Source organism: Pseudochelatococcus contaminans (assembly GCF_014195635.1).
Classification (GTDB): Bacteria; Pseudomonadota; Alphaproteobacteria; order Rhizobiales; family Beijerinckiaceae; genus Pseudochelatococcus; species Pseudochelatococcus contaminans.
This window is the reverse complement of record NZ_JACICC010000022.1, coordinates 1-18,178: the sequence shown is the minus strand read 5'-3', so window position 1 is coordinate 18,178 and position 18,178 is coordinate 1. Positions and strand designations below refer to the sequence as shown.

The following is an 18,178-nucleotide window of genomic DNA, read 5'->3' as shown; positions in this document are numbered from 1 at the left end:
TCAGCTGCGCGCCGAAGGATACGAGGTGAAGTCCGAGGACGTCGCCCACCTTTCCCCGTTGAGCTTCGGCCACATCAACATGCTCGGCCGTTACGCCTTCACACTGCCGGAAATCATCGCGCGTGGCGAACTCAGGCCGCTGCGCGATCCCCGAACCGCAGGAATCGACGACCTGTAGGCAAGCTTATGTGTGTTTTCTGTTCCGTTGCTACTCAGAGCCCGCTTTTCCGTGAAAGGCCGCACCCATGGCTCCGGTGAGCCGCGCGAGCGCTACGGCACGAATCTGGTTCAGATTGCCGTCGATGCCCTTCTGCTGGCCCAGCCCGGCGACCATGTGATGGTGCTCGCTGGCGACGCCAAGCTCGAACCGCTGTTTGTGGCCTTGCGGGACGACGATATAGAGGTGACGCTGATATCGACGCTCGATGCACCCAGCACGATCGCCCCGGCCCCGATCCTCATTGAGGCAGCCGACAGATTCATCGATCTGGCGACGATCATCGAGCAACTGGCCGTGGCGAAGCCCGCTCACCAGTAAGCGGAAGATTTTGCTGCATAGTCCATTCGCACTGGCGCAGCGATAGTCTTCGCGCTACAAGAAGCGTGCTCGATCGAGCCGAAATCTCCCTTCCGAGAATATCCTTTAACGTCCAGGCGTCCGCCTCGGGCGCAAATCGTGTTGAAAAAGTCAGATGCTCAAAGCCTATATCGAATTCACCAAGACAAACTGGCAACCGCTTTTGTTCGGCGCGCTTCTCATGGCGCTTTCCAGCTTCGGGCAGACCTATTTCGTCGCCGTATCAGGTTCCTACTTTCGGGAATCTTTCAGCCTGAGCGACGGCGGGCTAGGCGCAACCTATGCAGCCGGCACCATTCTCAGCGCCATGACGCTCACCTGGGCGGGCCGATTGATCGACTATACCACCGTCCGCCGATTCACCTCCGGCGTGGCGCTTCTGCTCGCCGCAGCCTGCATTCTCGTGGCCGTCAGCGCCAACTTTGTCATGCTGGCGGTCGCCTTCTATTTTCTACGCCTTGGCGGACAGGGCCTGATGACCCACACGGCGCTGACCGCGACGGCGCGGGCCTTTCCCCAGGATGCCGGCAAGGCGCTCGGTATCGTCGCGCTCGGCCTCTCGATCTCTCAGGGCGTTTTTCCGATTGCCGGCGTCACGATGATGGAACTGTTCGGCTGGCGAACGGCCTGGATGATGAACGCCGGCCTGGTCATCGCCGGTGCGGCAATCGCCCTGCTCTTTCTGCCGCGCGTGGGTGACAAAGCCATTCGCAGCCGCAAGGACAAGCCGGCCGAAGGTTCATCGGCCGTGCCGCTATGGCGCGATCGTCGTCTTTTGCTCACTCTCCCGGCGATCCTTGCCGGCCCTTTCATCGTGACGGGATTCTTCTTCCATCAGGCGCGGCTGGCCGAACAAAAGGGATGGGACATTTCGATTGTGGCAGCGAGCTTCGCCGCCTTTGCCATAGTCCAGGCGGTCGCTTCTGTTGTGATCGGCCCCGTAATCGACAGGATGGGGCCGAAAAAGCTACTCCCCCTTTTTCTGTTGCCGCAGGCACTCGCGATGTTCCTGATCGGCCTCATCAGTGTGCCGTGGATCGCGCCTATTTACATGGTCCTTATGGCGGCCTCGATGGCTATTGGCTCCACCCTCGCAACCGCCCTTTGGGTCGATCTGTTCGGAGCCTTCGAGCTGGCAAGGGTCCGATCGGCGGTTGAAGCCGGGACCGTCATAGCCAGCGGCGCATCCCCGATCGTCATGGGCGTTCTCATCGACGCCGGCATTCCGCTTTCATGGCAGGCGCTTGGCTGCTCTGCCTATGCGGTCCTGGCTTCGATCATCGCGATAGGCGTGATGCGCGCCAAAGCCACGTAGCAGGAAAATTCGGGTAAATCCCGACACTTGCAAAACCTCTACCGGCGCGCATTGCTTTCGACTACGGGCAGGACAACGGGGCAACGCTGCTCCTTCTTACTTTGGAACATATCTGCGATGCACTTATCCAGCGCCGTGCGGTTCGTCTCATAGACCCACCCGGCCGTCACGATGTCCTGCGAGCGCTTCGGGTCGGCCGCCTCGATCATGGTGCGACCAGCGCTGACGCGATCCTGCCCCATGACAAGGCCGGCAACACGGCTGTCGGCCGAGAAGGGTAGGAAGCGCGGCAACAGCAAAGTCAGGAATATGCCGACGAACAGCCCGACAAGACCGACCATCCACATGCGGAAATCCTGGTCCTTGCGATGGAACGCGCTCTTGTTGTGCGAGGCAAGAACCCCGCTGATGCGCTCGAGGTCGGACGCCTGGCGCTCGAGCTTCTGGACGGCGGCCTTCACCAGCCCCTCGCCGGCGCGCTCGAGCGCCGCCGCGTAGTGCTGCGCACCCTGCCGGAGAATGGGCGACTGCTCGACACCGTGCAGGCGCTCCGCAACGACGCCGAGCTGCTGCACGAGCTGCGCCAGCTCGGGCTTGTAGTCCTGCGGCGGCCCCTGCCTGTCAAATTCCTCAAAGGCGGTTTCCACACCCTTGCGGATGGTCGTCATTTCCCGCGTGAGGTCGGCCGCCATGCCTTCCACCGATCGCCGGAGCGCGTCAAAGGCTGCGGCCGGATCGCCGGCCTCGTCCTCGTCCAGTGCTTCCGGCTCGAATCCTTCCCTGTCGTCGTCCAGTTCCGTCATGCTCTCCGTTCCTACATTCCCATGCCGATGCCCCGGCTAAGGCGCTGGCTGCGTGTCATTTCCTCTTGCAGCGCGCGGGCGATGCTCTGTTCCCGGCGCAGTTCCTGCCCGATTCCAAGTTCCCGGCTGCGATTGCGCACGAGGGATTCGGCCTGCGGATCGCGTTCAAGGCTCTTGGCAAGACCGCTCATCTGGCTTTCGACCTTGGCGCGGGCATCGTCATTCTGCCAGCCGCGCAGCTCCCGGCGTTGGCCCTGTAGCGCCTGCCAGCGGTTCACGAACCGCTCGGCCCTGACGTTCGGGTCTTGCAGGGCGGCGTTTTCGCGTTTCATCCCGTCGATGACCTGGGCGACACGTTCCCGGCCGGAAAGCTCGGTCATGGCACGCGCCGTCGCCGGATCGTTTTCCAGGGTCGAGCGCATCAAATCTTTCGCGCCGGGGCGCACCTGGTCGAGCTGCTGCCCGGCCGCGTGGATTTCCTGTTTCTGCATGTCGAGAACCGGCAGGCCCTCGCGCCGGTGCTGGTCGATCGACTGATAGGCCCGCGCATAGCGGTCAACGGCGGCCTCAAGCGGCGACTGCCGCCGCGCCCGCTCGGCCAGCCGGTCGGGCGCCGGCCGCAAGCTCCCCTCCCTTTCCGGCTGTTCCCCGCGGGCCTGTGAGGGCGCAGAACGGACATTGAGCTTGAGGCCGGCGAACATGCCGCCGCGCTGTTTCTCGGCCTGCTGCGGCCCTGCCTGCTCGATCTGCGGGCCAGCCTCGCCAGCTTGGGTCCGCTCGGACCGCTCGGCCGCGCCCCGGCGCTGCTGCTGACGATCGCCGCCAAGATCCTCGCGCGGATCTGCACGAAGATCCTGCGCGAGGATCTTGGCGGCTTTTTGCGAGGATCCTCGTCCAAGCGTGTTCCGCTCGGCCGTCGACTCCCGCTCCGCACGTAGGCCGGCGCGTTCGGCCGGAATCTCGATCTCGCTGCGGACGCCCATTTGCTCCGCGATCCCGCGCCGCTCGGCAAAGTCGCGGGTATAATCCAGCGTCGTTTCCTTCGCGCCCGACCGGGACAGGCGGCGTTCAAGCTGGTCATAGGCCAGCGCGCCGGCGTCCCGAACCTCCCATGTGTTCCGGTGCGTCTGCGTGCCATCCGGCAGAGTGACGGGGGTGGAACCCATATGTTGAAGGCCGATCTTCTCCCCGATCTCCGGCGCGCGCTCCTTCATGACCCGCTCAAGATCGACGCCCCAAACGGTGCGCTGCTCGCCCCTGGCGTTTTCCAGCGTCACGAAATAGCTCTTGCTGCCGCCTTCCTTGTGCTCGAACGGCGCGGCCCCATGCTCGACCAGGCGGCCGGCATGGCTGAACTCGTCCTGGGCGGCGTAGAGCTGCGCGCCGTCGCGATGCCGGGTCATGGCGACATAGGTTAGATGCCGGTCCATCGTGCCGGATGCCATCACATAGGACCGATCGACCGTCGCGCCCTGGTTCTTGTGAATCGTCGTCGCATAGCCGTGGTCGATCGCCTGATAGTCGCCCATCGGCACGCTGACGCTGCGCACTTCCGCACCGCTCGGCCCGTCGAGCTGCGCCACGACCTTTCCGGCCTCGACATGCTCGACCGTGCCGAGCATCCCGTTTTTCACGCCAAGGTCGCGATTGTTCTCAAGGAACACGATGCGGTCGCCCGGCGCGAACTCCCTCTGGCCGTCATTGGTGGTGAAGGTCAGCGCGCCGGCATCCTCGCCGGCCGCCAGCTCACCGCGCTTCTGTAGCTCCGTGCGGATCGCGTCATTGATGGCGCGCACATCGGCCCGCCGGTGCGCCATCGCAACCCGGCTTCCCTCCGGCCGCTCATCGCGATCGGCAAGGTAATCGCGCACGATTGCCGCCCGCACGTCCTCGCCGGTTTCCGCAAAGCTGATATTGCCATGCTCCTGATACGCCTTCAGCCCCTCGGCCGTCTTGTGCGTGGCGAAGTCAACGGAAGCCTCCCGCTGCCAGTCCACACGTTGCCGGCGGATTTCGGAAAGCTCGGCATGGCCGATTTCCTCGGTGATCGCCCGGAACGGTGCGCCGGCCCCGATCGCCTGTAGCTGCTCATGGTCCCCGACAAGGACGATCTTCGCCCCGCGCGCCTCGGCCTCACCGACGAAGCGGGCGAGCTGCCGGCTCCCGACCATGCCCGCCTCGTCGATCACGAACACATCGCCGCGGCCGAGCTGGCCGCGGTCGTTGTCCCAACCGCGGGACCATGACGCGAGCGTGCGGCTCTGGATGCCGGAACTTTCCTCCAACCCCTCGGCCGCCTTCCCCGACAGGGCCGCGCCATGGACCGTATAACCTTCGGCCTCCCACGCTTCGCGCGCCGCCGCGAGCATGGTGGACTTGCCAGCGCCGGCGAATCCGACAACGGCCGCGATCCGCTCCGGCCCGGTGATATGCTCGATCGCCCGGCGCTGCTCATCGGAAAGCCCGGCCGAAACATCGCCGGAACTTTTCTGAATGGCGGCATCCTGCGCACCGATCGCGCGGCCGACATGCCGGCGATCGACACCATGACCGTGCGCCTGGTGCATCCGCTGCGCGCTCTCGATCATGCCGGATTCCACCTCGACCATTTCGCGGGTGGAATAGCGCGCAAGCTCGATCTCGCCCGTCGCCGGGTCCGCGCGCTCGGTCTGAAGCTCGACCAGCGCCTGCGAGGCCATCACCTGGGCAAAGGCGTTCTGGAACGCCTGCGCGTCGTCATTGATGTAGCGATGCAGCGCCCGCGCCACGTCGCGCCGATCGAACACGCCCTTTTCGCCGGTGATGATCGTTAGAACCTGCTCCGGCTTTTCGCGGATCAGGTCGGCGTTGCGCTGCGCCGCCTCCGCGTCCAGCCGCGTGCGCGCCACGTCCAGGCCGCGTCGCTGCATCTGCGTGGCATGCACACCCATATGCTCGGTCGGCGCGATCTCAAGCCCGCGCTCCATGTGCGAACGATGGTCGATGCGGATATCATGCCCGGCCATCGCCAGATGCTCGTTAGCGATTCCCTCCCACCGCTGGCGAAGGTCGCGAAGCTGCATGTCGGTTGTCGGAAGCCCGTTCGCCAACAGCCATTTGTTTTCCCGCTCGATATAGGTCTTGTCGCCAAGGCCGCTTTCGCCAACCTGCCGTGTGGTCATCATGATATGCGCATGGTGATTGCGAACGTCGCTGGCGTCGTGCGGCGCATGGATGGCGAAATCCACCGCCGCGCCGTAGCGGTTCGCCAAATCCTGCGCCAGCTCCCGCGTTGCCTCTAACCGCTGTTCGGCCGTCAGCTCATGCGGCAAGGCCACTTCAAACTCGCGGGCAACACGCGCGTCCTTCCTCTTCTCGGCAAACTCGGCCGCATTCCACAAGGCCGAACGATCGCGCGCCCATTCCGCGTTCACGCCCTCGGGCAAGACGATCTCCGCATGTTCCACGCCCTGCTTTGCCGTGTAGTCGTGCGTGATCCCGTCGCGTTCGTTGGTCAGCTTCTCCCCGGCACGATAAGCCATCGAGGCGACGGCGCTACGGCCCGACGCTCGCGAAACTGGCTTCATGCTCAAATGGTAGATCGCCAAATGCCGTTTGCCCTTCTCGATCCTCGGATCGCGCATCTGAGTTGCGCAGCAACTCGTAAGTGCGCCCTTCTCAACTCAATCGCTACGCTCTTTCGTCGCTCGGTGTGGCGCTTGCGGAAGCCGTGTTGCGATACGTTGAAAGCCGAACTTTGCAGGAAATGCCGCTGAATTTCAAGTAAATGACGACGATGCAAAGCCCAAAGCCTTGAGGAACCGGCATGTTTGTTTAGGGTGGAGACAGACAGAGCCGAAAGGAGCGATGAAGATGGCGCGCAAGACGATAGAACAGCGATTGGCCGAACTGGATGCGCAGCGGGCCACCCTCAAGGCGCGGCTCGGCAAGCAGGAACGCGCCAACGATACCCGCCGCAAGGTGCTGCTCGGCGCGCTCGTCCTCCATCGCCTTGAGAACGCCAACGATCCCGAGTTCACCAAGCGCCTCGGTGACTGGCTGCGCCGCGAGCTACCCGGCTTCCTCACCCGCGACGGCGACAAGGCACTGTTTGCCGATCTCTTGAAACAAGACGCCGCCAATGCTGGCGCAGAGGGCGCGGCGGAATGAACCGAGCGATACTTGCATGGGCCGCATTCAAGAACATGCTCCGGGCAGCGGCGCGCGATCCGCTATGGGCTTTTCTTTCCTTGATCTTCGCGCCTGTCGCCGTTGCCAAGCCGCTGTTTCAAAGCCTTCTGGTTCTCTTTATCGTCCTGCTCGTCTTCGGCTTGGGTGGCAATGCCATCCTTCGCAATTTCGGATTCGGCCCGGCCTCGATTCCGATTATCGGCTGGTACGTCGTAACGGCGATTGTCCTGGCCGCCATTGCCTTCCGCTTCATCACCAATCCGCTCATTCTGCATTTCGGGGATATGGAAGGCGAAACCCACGGCTCGGCCCGCTTCGCCACAAACAAGGAAACCGCTCCCCTCACCCGATCCGAAACCGGCCTGCTGATCGGCCGCGATCCGAAGTCCGCCAAGCTGCTCCGTTATGACGGCCCGGCCCATCTGCTGACGATGGCACCGACGCGCACCGGCAAGGGCGTGGGGACCATCATCCCGAACCTGCTCACCGCCGACCGCTCCGTGATCTGCATCGACCCCAAAGGCGAAAATGCCAGGATCGCCGGCCGCGCCCGCCAGCAATTCGGCCCGGTCTACGTTCTCGACCCCTTCGCCGTAACCGGCCAACCCTCGGCCGCCTTCAATCCGCTCGACACCCTCGACCCTGGCGGCCTCGATGTCGCGGAAGATGCAAGCACCCTGGCCGACGCCCTCGTATTCGATGAACCGGGCATGGCCGGCGAGGCGCATTGGAACGAGGAAGCCAAGGCGCTCATTGCCGGCCTGATCCTCCATATCGCCGCCAGCGAGCCGCGCGACCGGCGCAACCTCGCCACCCTGCGCGAATATCTCACCCTCGCCCCGGAAGCCTTCTCCGCGCTCCTGAAGGACATGCAGGCGTCAACCGCCGCAACCGGACTGATCGCGCGGGCCGCAAACCGCCACCTCGGCAAATCCGACCGGGAAGCCGCCGGCGTCCTCTCGGCGGCGCAGCGCCATACCCATTTTCTCGACTCGCCGCGCATGACCGCCGTGTTGAACCGATCGGATTTCCATTTTGCCGATCTCAAGCGCCGCAACGTCTCCGTCTTCCTCGTGCTGCCGCCCGATCGCCTTTCGACCTATTCGCGCTGGCTGCGCCTGCTCGTCTCGCAAAGCCTCACTGACATGGCCCGCGATCCCGCCAAGCCGGCCGTGCCGGTCCTCTACCTGCTCGATGAGTTCGCATCCCTCGGCCACCTGGCCCCCGTCGAGCGCGCCATGGGCCTCATGGCCGGCTATGGCGTCCAGCTCTGGCCCATCCTGCAGGACGTCCACCAGCTCCGCGCCACCTACGGGCAGCGCGCCGGAACCTTCCTGTCAAACGCCGGCGTCCTACAGGTCTTCGGCGTCAACGATCACGACAGCGCCCGCCTCGTCTCCGATCTGCTCGGACAGGAAACCGTTGTGTTCCAGACCATGAGCCGGGCGCTCGATTCCGACAAATCCGGCATATCGCACAGTGAGCAACATACGGCCCGGCCGCTGCTGACCCCCGATGAGGTCCGCAATCTGCCGCAGCATGTCGAATTGCTGTTCCTGGCCGGGCAACGGCCGATCATCGCCGGCAAGCTCGCCTATTATGCGGATACCGAGTTCAGGGGGCTGTATGACGCTGCCTGATCGCCTCGCCCATCTGCCCGACAGGAAGCGTCGCGAGCTGGAACGCGCGGCACAAATCCTGTTTGATGAATTTGACGACGCCCTGAAAACCAAACTCTCCGACAAGGCCAAGCGCGGCCGTATCCTCAAGCTGATCCTGTTCGGTTCCTATGCGCGCGGCGATTGGGTCGAAGATCGCAAGAGCGGCTATCTCTCCGACTATGATCTTCTCGTCATCGTCAACGAGGAACGCTTTGCCGAGCAATATGAATCCTGGGAAAAGGCCGCCGAGCGGTTCTTGCAGGAGCTGACCATTACCCGCCAGCTCGCCACGCCCGTCAACTTCATCGTCCACACCTATCAGGACGTGAATTCGCAGCTCGCCCAGGGCCGCCCCTTCTTCGTGGACATAGCCCGCGACGGAATCGTGATCTACGAAGCGCCCGGCTATCCCCTCGCCTCCCCCAAACCGCTAGCGCCGGAGGAAGCCCGCGCCGAGGCGCAACGGCATTTCAAGCATTGGTTCCCGTTGGGTCGCCATGCTCTCAAGCTCGCTCAGGACAGCATTGCCGACGAGGTGCCCCGCGATGCGGCCTTTCTGCTGCACCAGGCCGCCGAACGCCTCTATCATTGCGTCTTGCTCGTCCTGGCACTCTACAGCCCGAAATCCCATCGTCTGACGGTCCTGCGCTCCCAGGCCGAGCGCATCGCTCCGCAGCTCATCGACGTGTGGCCGCGCGACAGCCGTTTCGCCAAGCGATCCTTTACGATCCTCGATCGCGCCTATGTCGGTGCGCGCTATTCGGACGCCTATGAAATATCCGGCGAGGAACTGGCTTGGCTGGTCGAACGCGTGAAGCTCCTGCAAGAAACCGTCGCCGCGATCTGCGCCGAACGGCTCGAACCGGAAGGCGCGGCCGGAAGCTGGACCTATGACAACATCGTTGCCGCCGAAATCGCCATCAGGATTTTGAACCAGGCGCGCGCCATGATCTCGACCCGCCTCCACGAAATCAAGGACACTAACCCCGCCCTCGTCAAAACCCTGCGTGCCAAGCGGCGCGAGCTGCTGGCGCTGCAACAGTCGATCCGTGCCGACGAACCGGACGCGGCTAAGGCGATCGCCGCCGCCTGGGGTCCGCGCGTCAAGGACGATGCCCGGTTCTGGCGCGAACTGTAATCCCCTGCCCCCGGCGTGATATGCGGTCCCGTCGCTGCGCGCCGGGGCTTTGTCACTGGCGGCCCTTCGGCTCTCTACGGCACTAGATGGGAGTGCGTTCGCCTACGGGCCGGCGCGGCTCCCGCCGCGATCTCCCCGCCGGCCTGGTGCTATCGCCAATCGTGAAAACCGCCATCGCCGCGGCTTTGCCTTGCTCTAATGCAGCGCCTCGATGCCTCGCCGGCGAATGACGTTCAACAAGGCCAGCGCCGGCCCTTTGGCCTGCGCCTCGCCGCGTTCAAGCTGCGACACATAGCCGGGTGTCACATTGAGATAGCGGCCGAACGCAGCTTGGCTAAGGTGCGCCCGCTCGCGCACCGCCCGCACCTCCGCACCCGTCATCGGCGTTTCAGTCGGCAAAACCTTCTCTCCAAGATGCCGGGCCGTGATCTTCTCATAGGTTGCCTCGTCCATGATCCCGAGGCGGCGCTGCGCGCCAGCCATTTCCGCGATCTCGCGGGCAAGGCGGCTAGGCTTCATCGTCGTCATGCTCGATCTCCTTCAAGTTTCCATCTTCAATGGCTTGCCCGACCAGATCGGCCGACGCGGCAAGCCAGTTCGCCCCGATCGTGCGCAGGGCTTCCAACTCGTCATCATCAATGTTGTCGCGGTCGCTCTTGGCAAACCCATAGAGAAACACAGCGCGCCCGGCCGCCCGATAGGCAACAATCATCCGAAACCCTCCGGAGCGGCCTTGACCGGGCCGCGCCACGCGCTGCTTGATAAGACCGCCGCCAAGATCGGCGTCGATAATGCCGCGCTCGGCCCGCTCGATCGCCTCGCCCAAGCTGGCGTCAGCTATCCGTTGCCGGCGGGCGAACCGCTCAACGCCCCTGGTCAGGAAAATCCGCACGAAACCTCTCTATAGCACCATAAACTATAGTGTGTGGTGCTATATTTTCAATCCCCACCCTCGCGGACGACCGGGAAATTGTATTTCGCGAACAGCAGGTTCAACGCCTCGGCAACAAGCCGTTCCTGCGGAACCCGCTTGCCCTGGGGATCGCGCGTGCGGAAGCTGAGTTCTTCCAGCGTTTCCCAATAGGCGGGTGGCAGATAGTGCGTCTTGGCGCTCTTGTTCGCCCGCGAGGGCGCAATGTAGCTTGCGGCCGGCTGCGAGCTACGGGCGCGGCGCGGCGGTTCTGCCGGCGTATCAGAGACGGCCGGAGCTGACGGCGCGGGAGCCGGCTGCTCCACGGTCTTGATGGCAGCCGCCAAGAGAGAAGGTTTGCGGCTCATGCTTTCATCCTTTCATGATTTCCTGCAATCATGCTTCCCTGTTCGGTAAGGAAGCCGAACAGGCCGGCGACTTCCTGAGCTGCGCGCCCATTCGGCTCCAGCTCTTGCGCCGTCTGTCCCAAGGCCGGCGCGTCTTCGTAAGCTTTCAGGCGCGACAGATGGATTGGGGCGACCGGGATATTGAACCGCTCCGTGATCGCGGCGGCGTCATCGGCCGCCCTGCCTCCAGCGTTCGGATGCACAAGATTCAGCACCACGAAGGCCGGCGGATTGCCCGCCATATCGAGAAGCCGCTTTAGCGGCTCCAAGGTGTCGATTGCGAAAATCTGCGCCTGGGTCGGGATCAGCACCATATCGGCGTGCTTGGCCGCCTCGGTGGAAGCGCTGTCCATCTTGCCGGGCGTGTCGATGAACACCCAATCCATGCCAAGGCCGCGATAGGCGTCCAGCGAGCGCCGAATAGCGCCGGGCTGGATCGAGGCCACGTCCGGGCCATCGCCCTCGCGCCGGTCAAACCAGTTGACGGCGTTCGTTTGCGGATCGAGGTCGAGCAGGGCTGATTTCTTCCCGGCCCGCTGCGCCGCGACCGCAAGCGCCGTGGCGATCGTCGTCTTTCCGGTCCCGCCCTTCTGCGTGCAGAACGCCACTGTAATCATGATTGCATCCTTTCATGCAATTAAGCCTACATGCTTTCCAGAGGACATGAAAGCATAGTTGCATTTACGAGCGGTTAACCGTCCTCGGATTCCTTGGCCGCCATCGGCTCGTCGCACTCGCCGCAAACCAGCTTCGCGCCGGGCTTCGCCCAAGCGTGCTGTTCGCAGCTCGGGCAGGTGTACCGGGTCTTGCTGGCCGATTTCGCCTTGCGCGCCTTCCGGGCCTCGGCGTCGTCCCAAAGCTCGACATAGAGCGCGGAAAAATCGGGCTGCGCCGCCAGCTCGGCAAAGGTGCGATCGTAGGGGCCGCCGGCGACGATGAAGTGGCTGCACGATTGGCCGGTTTCCTTCCCGCCTGGCTGACCGGTATCGGAAGGGTGCAAGCCGATCGCGTGCATTTTCGCGGCCCACTCCTTGTTGTGGTAGCCGGCTCGCGACGGCTTGCCGAAATGGTGCTGCCAAAGGTGCGCCATCTCGTGGGCGAGGGTGGAAAGGCTCTGTTTGTCGGTGCGGCTCTTGAAATGCGACGGATTCAGCGCGATTTCGTCGGTGATCTCCGTGCCGTCCTTCGATCCGAACCGGCCGCCGGCGAAATAGCCATAGGCTTTGTTTTTGCGCTGCAAGGTCACGAGGCAGGCCGGCAGCTCGCCGCCGAACAGCCGGGCGTTAAAGAAATCGAACGCTTGGTTCAGCGCGGCATAGGTTTTCGCGGTCGGATTTGCGGGCAGCATGGCGACTTCCTTTTGTACCGTACGAAACAACTATCACACATTTCATGAATACATGCAATCATGTTTACAAGATTTCATGTTTTGCGCTGACCTTGCCACCGGCTCCCTTCTCGAAAGCCCATGCGAGGCCAGCCGCAAGCAGGAGCGTTGCGTTTTGAGGCTCTGGGGGTGCCGCGCCGGCCCGCCTATAAGCGGGCCGGAACCGCCGCAGGGCCTCGTAAGAGGCCCGAACAGCGGCGACCGCTTATGTTTTCACATAGAGAATAGAACTAGAGGGGGATTCAGTCTGGTTATCGGACTCACGTTTCACGAAGCTCTTTGCCATCCTCACAAGGGCCTGTCCTAGCGGGCTATCGCCAACGTCGAGCTGCGTCCGCTCATCAAGGGGCAGGGTCTGCCTGTAGGCATCAATTTGCTCGCTCCAAGCCCTCTGGTCCTGTCCGTGATCCGCAGGCGGGGGAGGGGCCTTGCCGAACCGTCCAAGGAATTGCCGAGCCTTTTCCGGCAGGGACAGGCGATAGGCGTTGCTCGCCTGCTGCACCTGGGGACCGCGCCCCTCGTTCCCGGTCGGCTCGTAGCGGCGAATCCAGTCAATGAAGCCATGCGCCCGCAGGTTCTTCAGCGCCCGCACGATCGTATCCCGCGACCGGCCTAAGCGATCCATGATCGTGGTGATTGCCGGCTCAAGCCGGCCGGTGCGGAAGTCGATGAGATTGACGAAAAGCCGCAGCACGTCCAGCGCCACCGATCCTAGCGGGCCGCTGCGCTCGCCCTTCTCATGCAAGCCGGCCTCGTTGAAGATTTCCGCCGCCTTCAAGATCGCCTGCACGTCCTTGCGCGTCGTCGCCCGCCATATCTGGCCCTCGGATCGGCCCTTGAAATGGCTGCGCCGACGAACTGGTGTCGGGCATCGCTCGGCCGGGGGAGGGAAAACCAACCCTAGCGCTGTCTGGCCCGATCCCTGCCAAGAGTTCCGGCGCTCATAGGCGAGGGCGGAGAGCTGCCCGGCCTCGTCCTCCGTGAGCTGGCCCGCGCCGTATCGGGTCCAGACTTCCCGCATGATTTCATCAAGCGCGTTCCCGCGCGCGCAGCCGATCGCGGCCGCGATTTGCGTCCTCAACATATGCCCTTCGTCCTTCCATTTGGAGGACATGACGGCGCGGACGGCAGGCACAGCCTTCCCCGTTTCCGCAAGAATCAATCTTGCGAATTGGAGTGCTCTAGCGTAGATAAGGGGAGACTTAGTGGACCCCGGACCTACGGTGTGTCTGTCGGCCTATAAAACGCCCGACCGCTGCGAACGGTCGGGCGTTTTGCCGTTATGACCCTTGCTGCTTCTCGAAATAAAACCTCAAGGCTTCCTCGATGATGGGCGCGCGGGATTGCACGCCCTTTTCCTGCTTGGCCCGGTCCAACTGTGCGACCAGCTCGCCCGGCAGATCGGCCCACACCCGCGCCATGCCAGCGGCTTCACGCCGCGCCCGAAGGGCGGCGACACGTTCACGGGGTGGAATGGCGGTAGTGCTACGACTCATGGCAGTTAGTGGTAACGTCGAAATTGCTGATTCTGCAAGCTCTTGAATCCGGGTGGCTAAAGTCAGGGGTTCGTCGGGCCGCTGGTTAGCAGCGGGAAAACATGATTTCTTGCAAACATGTAATCATGATTACTCACTTCGCCGGCACGGTATCAAGCGCTCGGTAGAGGGTCGCACGATGCACGCCTAGAAGCCGGGCAACTGCCGCGACGGGCTTCTTGTCCTCGTGGATGAGCTGGCGGGCGTACGCGATCTGCTCGGCCGACAAGGTAGGGGCGGGACCAAACCGCACGCCTCGCGCCTTCGCCGCGCTCCGGCCGGCGCTCGTGCGCTCCACGATCAAGGATCGCTCGAAATCCGCGATGCCGGCGAACACGGTCAATATCATGCGCCCGGCCGGCGTCGTCGTATCGGCCCACGGCTCTGCCAGCGAGCGCAGGCCAGCGCCGGCCGCGTCGATATGCTTGGCAATGTCGAGAAGATCGGCCGTCGATCGGGCGAGGCGATCTAGCCGAGTGATCGTCACCACGTCACCAGGGCGCAAATGGTCGAGCATCTGCGCCAGCGCCGGCCGGTCGCGCTTCGCCCCGGATGCCTTTTCCTCAAAAACCCGGATGCAACCGGCCCCGCCAAGGGCGGCGCGCTGCTGGTCGAGATTCTGCCCGCGTGTCGAAACGCGGGCATAGCCGATGAACACACGGCCGGCGTCGGAATCTGGCTGGTGGCTCACGGCTCCCCCCTGTCGCAAATCATGTCGCAAGTGCTTTACCTCTTGCGACCAAAACTTGCGACAGAAATTCCTCTGAAAATTCAAAGGCAGGCCGATGTGCTGCACGAATTAGGATTTGCGCGACATGTTCTCATGCTGGATCAAGAAATGCCCGCTGGCTCAATTCTTGCTTGATCTCGTATTGTTTTGCCGCAATATAGCCATGATCAACCGGACCCGCATCGCGGGTGGCTTCTCCGGGCGCCTATCCCCCGGCAACCAGCTAGCTCCCTGCACCATCTGACCAGATTGGTGCGCTGTGAGCATTCCGATTGGACCCCTTCATGACTGCGATCGACTAATCACGCGCGCTCGTCGGCGTTCGCCGCTTCGCGCACTTTTTCGCTACGCCCGCCGCGCGTTCATCCGCGCGGGCACACCATAGCAAATTCCAGAAAAATGCCGCTTCGACCGTCCTCCCAGGCGTCGCCGGCACGGAGAACATGCACTTGAACCGTGATTTCATTGACTCACTCAAAACCGACTGGTTCGGCAACATCAAAGGAGATGTACTTGCGGGCCTGGTCGTCGCGCTCGCCCTGATCCCCGAAGCGATCGCCTTTTCCATCATCGCCGGCGTCGATCCGAAAGTCGGCCTCTATGCGTCCTTCTCGATCGCCGTCCTGATCGCCTTCGTTGGTGGGCGGCCCGGTATGATCTCGGCCGCAACTGCTGCCACGGCTGTTCTCATGGTCACGCTCGTCCGCGAGCATGGCTTGCAATATCTGCTCGCCGCGACCGTGCTTGCCGGCATCCTGCAAATCGTCGCCGGCGTCTTCAAGCTCGGCTATCTGATGCGCTTCGTCTCGCGCTCGGTGATGACCGGCTTCGTCAATGCGCTCGCCATCCTGATTTTCATGGCGCAGTTGCCCGAACTGACCAATGTGCCGCTGCTCACCTATATCCTCGTCGCGGCCGGCCTCGGCATCATCTACCTCTTTCCCTACATCACCAGAGCCGTGCCGTCGCCGCTCGTCTGCATTGTGGTGCTGACGGCATTGTCGATCTATTTCGGCTTCGATGTCCGCACCGTTGGGGACATGGGCGAACTACCTTCCACCTTGCCGGTCTTCCTGATCCCGCAGATTCCGTTCAACCTCGAAACGCTGCTGATCATTCTGCCGTACTCGGTGGCCGTCGCTGCCGTTGGCCTGCTGGAATCGCTGATGACAGCTCAAATTGTCGACGATCTGACCGACACGCCGAGCGACAAGAACCGGGAGTGCATCGGCCAGGGCATCGCCAACACGGCAACCGGCTTCATTGGCGGCATGGCCGGCTGCGCCATGATCGGCCAGTCGATCATCAACGTGAAATCAGGCGGGCGCGGGCGTCTCTCGACCTTCTGCGCCGGCGTCTTCCTGTTGTTCATGATCCTCGTGCTTGGCGATCTGGTCAGCCAGATTCCCATGGCTGCTCTCGTTGCCATCATGATCATGGTGTCGATCGGCACTTTCTCATGGTCCTCGATCAAGAACCTTGCCGTTCATCCGCGCTCGTCCTCGCTCGTCATGGTCGCAACCGTTGTCGGCGTGGTCTACACCCACAATCTCGCCATGGGCGTGCTGATCGGCGTGCTTCTGTCGGCCGTCTTCTTCTCATGGAAGATTTCGCAGATTTTCCGTGTCACCTCGGCTCTCTCTCCCGATGGCTCGCATCGCACCTACACGGTTCAAGGCCAGATTTTCTTCGTATCGGCCGATGACTTCAACAAGGCGTTCGACTTCAAGGAAGCACTCGACAAGGTAACGATCGACGTTAGCCATGCCCATATCTGGGATATTTCCAGTGTCGCCGCTCTCGACATGATCGTCCTGAAATTCCGTCGCGAAGGGGCGGATGTGGAAATCATCGGCATGAATGAGGCGAGCGAAACCATCGTGGACAGGCTCGCAATCCATGACAAGCCCGGCGCGCTCGAACGCCTGATGGGCCACTAAGGGAGAACCGCACCATGAAGATACTTGGACTTATCGACGGCTCGACCTATGCCGAAAGCGTATGCGATCACATTGCCTGGATCGCCGGCAAGATCGACGCCAGCGTGGAAATCCTGCATGTCATCGGCCGCCGCGATCTCTCGACCGAGCCGGTCAATCTGAGCGGCAATATCGGCCTGGGCGCGCGCACGGCGCTTCTTGAGGAACTGGCGGACCTTGACGCCAAAAAGGCGAAGGTGGCGCAAAAGCGCGGCCGGCTCCTGCTCGAAGATGCCAAGGCGCGACTGCACGCGGCCGGTATCCAGAACGTCGAAACCAAGCTGCGCAACGGCGATCTGGTCGAAACCGTGCTCGAATTTGAAGCCGACACGGATATCATCGTCATCGGCAAGCGGGGCGAGGGAGCCGACTTCGCCAAGGGACATCTCGGCTCCAATCTGGAACGGGTTGTCCGCTCCACCCATAAGGCAATCGTCATCGCCTCACGCGCCTATAAACCGGTCAACAAGCTGCTGATCGCCTATGACGGTGGCGCGATGGCGATAAAGACGGTCGATCAGGTTTCCCGCAGCCCGATCCTCGCCGGCCTTAGTTGCAAGCTGGTGATGGCGGGCGACGACAATGCGGAAAACCGCAAGAAGCTCGATGACGCGGCGGTGATCCTGAAAGCCGCCGGCTATGCGCCGGAAACCGCGCTCGTCCAGGGGCAAGCCGACAAGGTGATAACCGGGATCATCGAACAGGAGAGTTTCGACCTTCTGGCGATGGGGGCCTACAGCCATTCGCGGCTGCGCAGCCTGTTCATCGGCTCAACGACAACGGAGATGATTCGATCCTGCAAGGTGCCGGTCGTCATCTTCCGCTGAGAACAGGCAGGGCGGGCTTCGCCCCGCCCTCGTTCCGGGAAGGACGTTCATGAAAACCATAGAGGACGCCGAAGTCGTTCAGACATTCGAGCAACGCATACGCCAAGAGCTGGCCGAAACGGCCCGGCTGATCGAAGAGAGCAAGGAATATCGCGCGCCCGTCGAGCTGGATCAGCAGAGCGTCGGGCGGCTGTCCCGCATGGACGCGATGCAGCAGCAGGCCATGGCCCAAAACCTCACGCGCCGCCGTCAGGAGCGCAAGGTCGCGCTTGAGCGCGCCCTGTCGAGAATTCGGGATGGCGAGTTCGGCTATTGCGCCGAATGCGGCGAGCCGATCGCCGTTCGCCGGCTTGAGATTGATCCGACATTCATGACCTGCGTGCGCTGTACGCCCTGAACGCGGACAGTCGCCAGACTGAAAGGAGCGAGTATGTCGCCCCAAAAGCAAACCTTTTTCCTGATCGACGGGAGCCATTACGACCGGCTGCGTTCGGTGTTCGAGACCCCTTTCGATCTTCGCAAGCTGGCCGATCTCGCCAGCGACGGCTTGGCCGTGGACCAGGCCATTTATTATCGCGATGTGCGCGATGACAACGAGGCCGAACGCCAGCACTCGCTTTTCGGCTGGCTCAGGCACAACGGCTTTGGGCATTGAGTAGCAACGGAACAGAAAACTCACTTAAGCGGCCGAGGTGGGCTTTCCGACATTCCGGCACGGCGTTAGCGCCAGCGATCCAGC

The 18,178-nt window shown here is 62.8% G+C and carries 21 protein-coding genes and 1 other annotated feature; of the genes, 11 read left to right on the top strand and 10 right to left on the bottom strand.

Going from position 1 to position 18,178, the window contains the following annotated elements; genetic code table 11:
• The 3 genes from FHS81_RS17790 to FHS81_RS17780 all read left to right on the top strand — a co-directional run.
• The coding region (locus FHS81_RS17790; RefSeq protein WP_183754895.1) for a Tn3 family transposase at nt 1-178 on the top strand (178 nt) is incomplete at its 5' end.
• A 51-nt stretch (nt 179-229) separates the two neighbouring features.
• Nucleotides 230-538 carry an NYN domain-containing protein gene (locus FHS81_RS19230; RefSeq protein ID WP_343052558.1) on the top strand — a complete coding sequence of 103 codons (309 nt, stop codon included), beginning with the start codon at nt 230-232 and terminating at the stop codon, nt 536-538.
• Nucleotides 539-692: 154 nt separating this feature from the next.
• Nucleotides 693-1,892, top strand: a complete 1,200-nt coding sequence (locus FHS81_RS17780) for an MFS transporter (RefSeq protein WP_183754891.1) — start codon at nt 693-695, stop codon at nt 1,890-1,892.
• 38 nt (nt 1,893-1,930) lie between these two features.
• Here FHS81_RS17780 and FHS81_RS17775 read toward each other — a convergent pair whose 3' ends face one another.
• Together FHS81_RS17775 and traA are read right to left on the bottom strand one after the other, a co-directional pair.
• The gene (locus tag FHS81_RS17775; RefSeq protein ID WP_246375089.1) at nt 1,931-2,695 is read right to left on the bottom strand and encodes a DUF6118 family protein; all 765 of its coding nucleotides are present in this window, start codon (nt 2,693-2,695) and stop codon (nt 1,931-1,933) included.
• A gap of 11 nt (nt 2,696-2,706) precedes the next feature.
• On the bottom strand, nt 2,707-6,282 hold the full coding sequence (traA, locus tag FHS81_RS17770) for a Ti-type conjugative transfer relaxase TraA (protein WP_183754901.1): 3,576 nt from the start codon (nt 6,280-6,282) through the stop codon (nt 2,707-2,709).
• A 265-nt stretch (nt 6,283-6,547) separates the two neighbouring features.
• Here traA and FHS81_RS17765 point away from each other — a divergent pair, with 265 nt between their 5' ends.
• From FHS81_RS17765 to FHS81_RS17755, 3 genes are read left to right on the top strand one after another with little or no spacing between them, the layout of a single operon-like run.
• The gene (locus tag FHS81_RS17765) at nt 6,548-6,844 is read left to right on the top strand and encodes a mobilization protein (protein WP_183754889.1); all 297 of its coding nucleotides are present in this window, start codon (nt 6,548-6,550) and stop codon (nt 6,842-6,844) included.
• On the top strand, nt 6,841-8,505 hold the full coding sequence (locus FHS81_RS17760; protein WP_183754887.1) for a type IV secretory system conjugative DNA transfer family protein: 1,665 nt from the start codon (nt 6,841-6,843) through the stop codon (nt 8,503-8,505). The genes FHS81_RS17765 and FHS81_RS17760 overlap by 4 nt, the downstream gene beginning before the upstream one ends.
• Nucleotides 8,492-9,664 (top strand): HEPN domain-containing protein, encoded by a 1,173-nt coding sequence (locus tag FHS81_RS17755; protein WP_183754885.1) that lies wholly within the window; start codon nt 8,492-8,494, stop codon nt 9,662-9,664. The genes FHS81_RS17760 and FHS81_RS17755 overlap by 14 nt, the downstream gene beginning before the upstream one ends.
• A 195-nt stretch (nt 9,665-9,859) precedes the next feature.
• Here FHS81_RS17755 and FHS81_RS17750 read toward each other — a convergent pair whose 3' ends face one another.
• The 8 genes from FHS81_RS17750 to FHS81_RS17715 form a co-directional block, all read right to left on the bottom strand.
• Nucleotides 9,860-10,192 carry a helix-turn-helix domain-containing protein gene (locus FHS81_RS17750; protein WP_183754882.1) on the bottom strand — a complete coding sequence of 111 codons (333 nt, stop codon included), beginning with the start codon at nt 10,190-10,192 and terminating at the stop codon, nt 9,860-9,862.
• Entirely contained in the window at nt 10,173-10,556 is a 384-nt protein-coding gene (locus FHS81_RS17745) for a type II toxin-antitoxin system RelE/ParE family toxin (RefSeq protein WP_183754880.1), read from the bottom strand. Before FHS81_RS17745 ends, FHS81_RS17750 begins: the two co-directional genes overlap by 20 nt.
• Nucleotides 10,557-10,603: 47 nt before the next feature.
• Complete coding sequence (locus FHS81_RS17740; protein WP_183754903.1) at nt 10,604-10,942, bottom strand: chromosome partitioning protein ParB; 339 nt, start codon at nt 10,940-10,942, stop codon at nt 10,604-10,606.
• Complete coding sequence (locus FHS81_RS17735) at nt 10,939-11,598, bottom strand: nucleotide-binding protein (RefSeq protein ID WP_183754878.1); 660 nt, start codon at nt 11,596-11,598, stop codon at nt 10,939-10,941. The genes FHS81_RS17740 and FHS81_RS17735 overlap by 4 nt, the downstream gene beginning before the upstream one ends.
• A gap of 74 nt (nt 11,599-11,672) precedes the next feature.
• A complete protein-coding gene (locus FHS81_RS17730; protein WP_246375088.1) occupies nt 11,673-12,359 on the bottom strand; it encodes a SprT-like domain-containing protein in 687 nt (228 codons plus the stop codon).
• Between the two features lie 214 nt (nt 12,360-12,573).
• Complete coding sequence (locus tag FHS81_RS17725) at nt 12,574-13,452, bottom strand: helix-turn-helix domain-containing protein (protein WP_183754876.1); 879 nt, start codon at nt 13,450-13,452, stop codon at nt 12,574-12,576.
• A 196-nt stretch (nt 13,453-13,648) separates the two neighbouring features.
• A complete protein-coding gene (locus FHS81_RS17720; RefSeq protein ID WP_183754874.1) occupies nt 13,649-13,864 on the bottom strand; it encodes a ribbon-helix-helix domain-containing protein in 216 nt (71 codons plus the stop codon).
• Nucleotides 13,865-13,997: 133 nt separating this feature from the next.
• Nucleotides 13,998-14,594 (bottom strand): recombinase family protein, encoded by a 597-nt coding sequence (locus FHS81_RS17715; protein ID WP_428982465.1) that lies wholly within the window; start codon nt 14,592-14,594, stop codon nt 13,998-14,000.
• Between the two features lie 21 nt (nt 14,595-14,615).
• Between FHS81_RS17715 and FHS81_RS17710 the strand changes: the two genes are divergently transcribed.
• The 5 genes from FHS81_RS17710 (at nt 14,616) to FHS81_RS17690 (ending at nt 18,094) form a co-directional block, all read left to right on the top strand.
• On the top strand, nt 14,616-14,768 hold the full coding sequence (locus FHS81_RS17710; protein ID WP_183754873.1) for a hypothetical protein: 153 nt from the start codon (nt 14,616-14,618) through the stop codon (nt 14,766-14,768).
• A 35-nt stretch (nt 14,769-14,803) separates the two neighbouring features.
• Nucleotides 14,804-14,855 (top strand) — a sequence feature (sul1 is cis-regulatory element that is thought to sense ions involved in sulfur or methionine metabolism; They are found in Alphaproteobacteria).
• A 221-nt stretch (nt 14,856-15,076) separates the two neighbouring features.
• Nucleotides 15,077-16,573 (top strand): SulP family inorganic anion transporter, encoded by a 1,497-nt coding sequence (locus FHS81_RS17705; RefSeq protein ID WP_183754871.1) that lies wholly within the window; start codon nt 15,077-15,079, stop codon nt 16,571-16,573.
• A gap of 14 nt (nt 16,574-16,587) precedes the next feature.
• Nucleotides 16,588-17,439, top strand: a complete 852-nt coding sequence (locus tag FHS81_RS17700; RefSeq protein ID WP_183754869.1) for a universal stress protein — start codon at nt 16,588-16,590, stop codon at nt 17,437-17,439.
• A gap of 49 nt (nt 17,440-17,488) precedes the next feature.
• Nucleotides 17,489-17,836: a TraR/DksA family transcriptional regulator gene (locus FHS81_RS17695; protein ID WP_183754867.1), complete on the top strand. Its 348-nt coding sequence runs from the start codon at nt 17,489-17,491 to the stop codon at nt 17,834-17,836.
• Between the two features lie 33 nt (nt 17,837-17,869).
• Nucleotides 17,870-18,094, top strand: a complete 225-nt coding sequence (locus FHS81_RS17690) for a PIN domain-containing protein (RefSeq protein WP_183754865.1) — start codon at nt 17,870-17,872, stop codon at nt 18,092-18,094.
• Nucleotides 18,095-18,178: the final 84 nt, after the last annotated feature.

Bases quoted from the DNA above. Each gene is read 5' to 3' on its own strand.
- FHS81_RS17735 (WP_183754878.1), bottom strand. From the start codon at position 11,598: ATGATTACAGTGGCGTTCTGCACGCAGAAGGGCGGGACCGGAAAGACG.
- FHS81_RS17725 (WP_183754876.1), bottom strand. From the start codon at position 13,452: ATGTTGAGGACGCAAATCGCGGCCGCGATCGGCTGCGCGCGCGGGAAC.
- FHS81_RS17690 (WP_183754865.1), top strand. From the start codon at position 17,870: ATGTCGCCCCAAAAGCAAACCTTTTTCCTGATCGACGGGAGCCATTAC.
- FHS81_RS17740 (WP_183754903.1), bottom strand. From the start codon at position 10,942: ATGAGCCGCAAACCTTCTCTCTTGGCGGCTGCCATCAAGACCGTGGAG.
- FHS81_RS17750 (WP_183754882.1), bottom strand. From the start codon at position 10,192: ATGACGACGATGAAGCCTAGCCGCCTTGCCCGCGAGATCGCGGAAATG.
- FHS81_RS17775 (WP_246375089.1), bottom strand. From the start codon at position 2,695: ATGACGGAACTGGACGACGACAGGGAAGGATTCGAGCCGGAAGCACTG.
- FHS81_RS17720 (WP_183754874.1), bottom strand. From the start codon at position 13,864: ATGAGTCGTAGCACTACCGCCATTCCACCCCGTGAACGTGTCGCCGCC.
- FHS81_RS17710 (WP_183754873.1), top strand. From the start codon at position 14,616: ATGTCGCAAGTGCTTTACCTCTTGCGACCAAAACTTGCGACAGAAATT.
- FHS81_RS17760 (WP_183754887.1), top strand. From the start codon at position 6,841: ATGAACCGAGCGATACTTGCATGGGCCGCATTCAAGAACATGCTCCGG.
- FHS81_RS17765 (WP_183754889.1), top strand. From the start codon at position 6,548: ATGGCGCGCAAGACGATAGAACAGCGATTGGCCGAACTGGATGCGCAG.
- FHS81_RS17700 (WP_183754869.1), top strand. From the start codon at position 16,588: ATGAAGATACTTGGACTTATCGACGGCTCGACCTATGCCGAAAGCGTA.
- FHS81_RS17755 (WP_183754885.1), top strand. From the start codon at position 8,492: ATGACGCTGCCTGATCGCCTCGCCCATCTGCCCGACAGGAAGCGTCGC.
- FHS81_RS17780 (WP_183754891.1), top strand. From the start codon at position 693: ATGCTCAAAGCCTATATCGAATTCACCAAGACAAACTGGCAACCGCTT.
- FHS81_RS17695 (WP_183754867.1), top strand. From the start codon at position 17,489: ATGAAAACCATAGAGGACGCCGAAGTCGTTCAGACATTCGAGCAACGC.
- FHS81_RS17705 (WP_183754871.1), top strand. From the start codon at position 15,077: ATGCACTTGAACCGTGATTTCATTGACTCACTCAAAACCGACTGGTTC.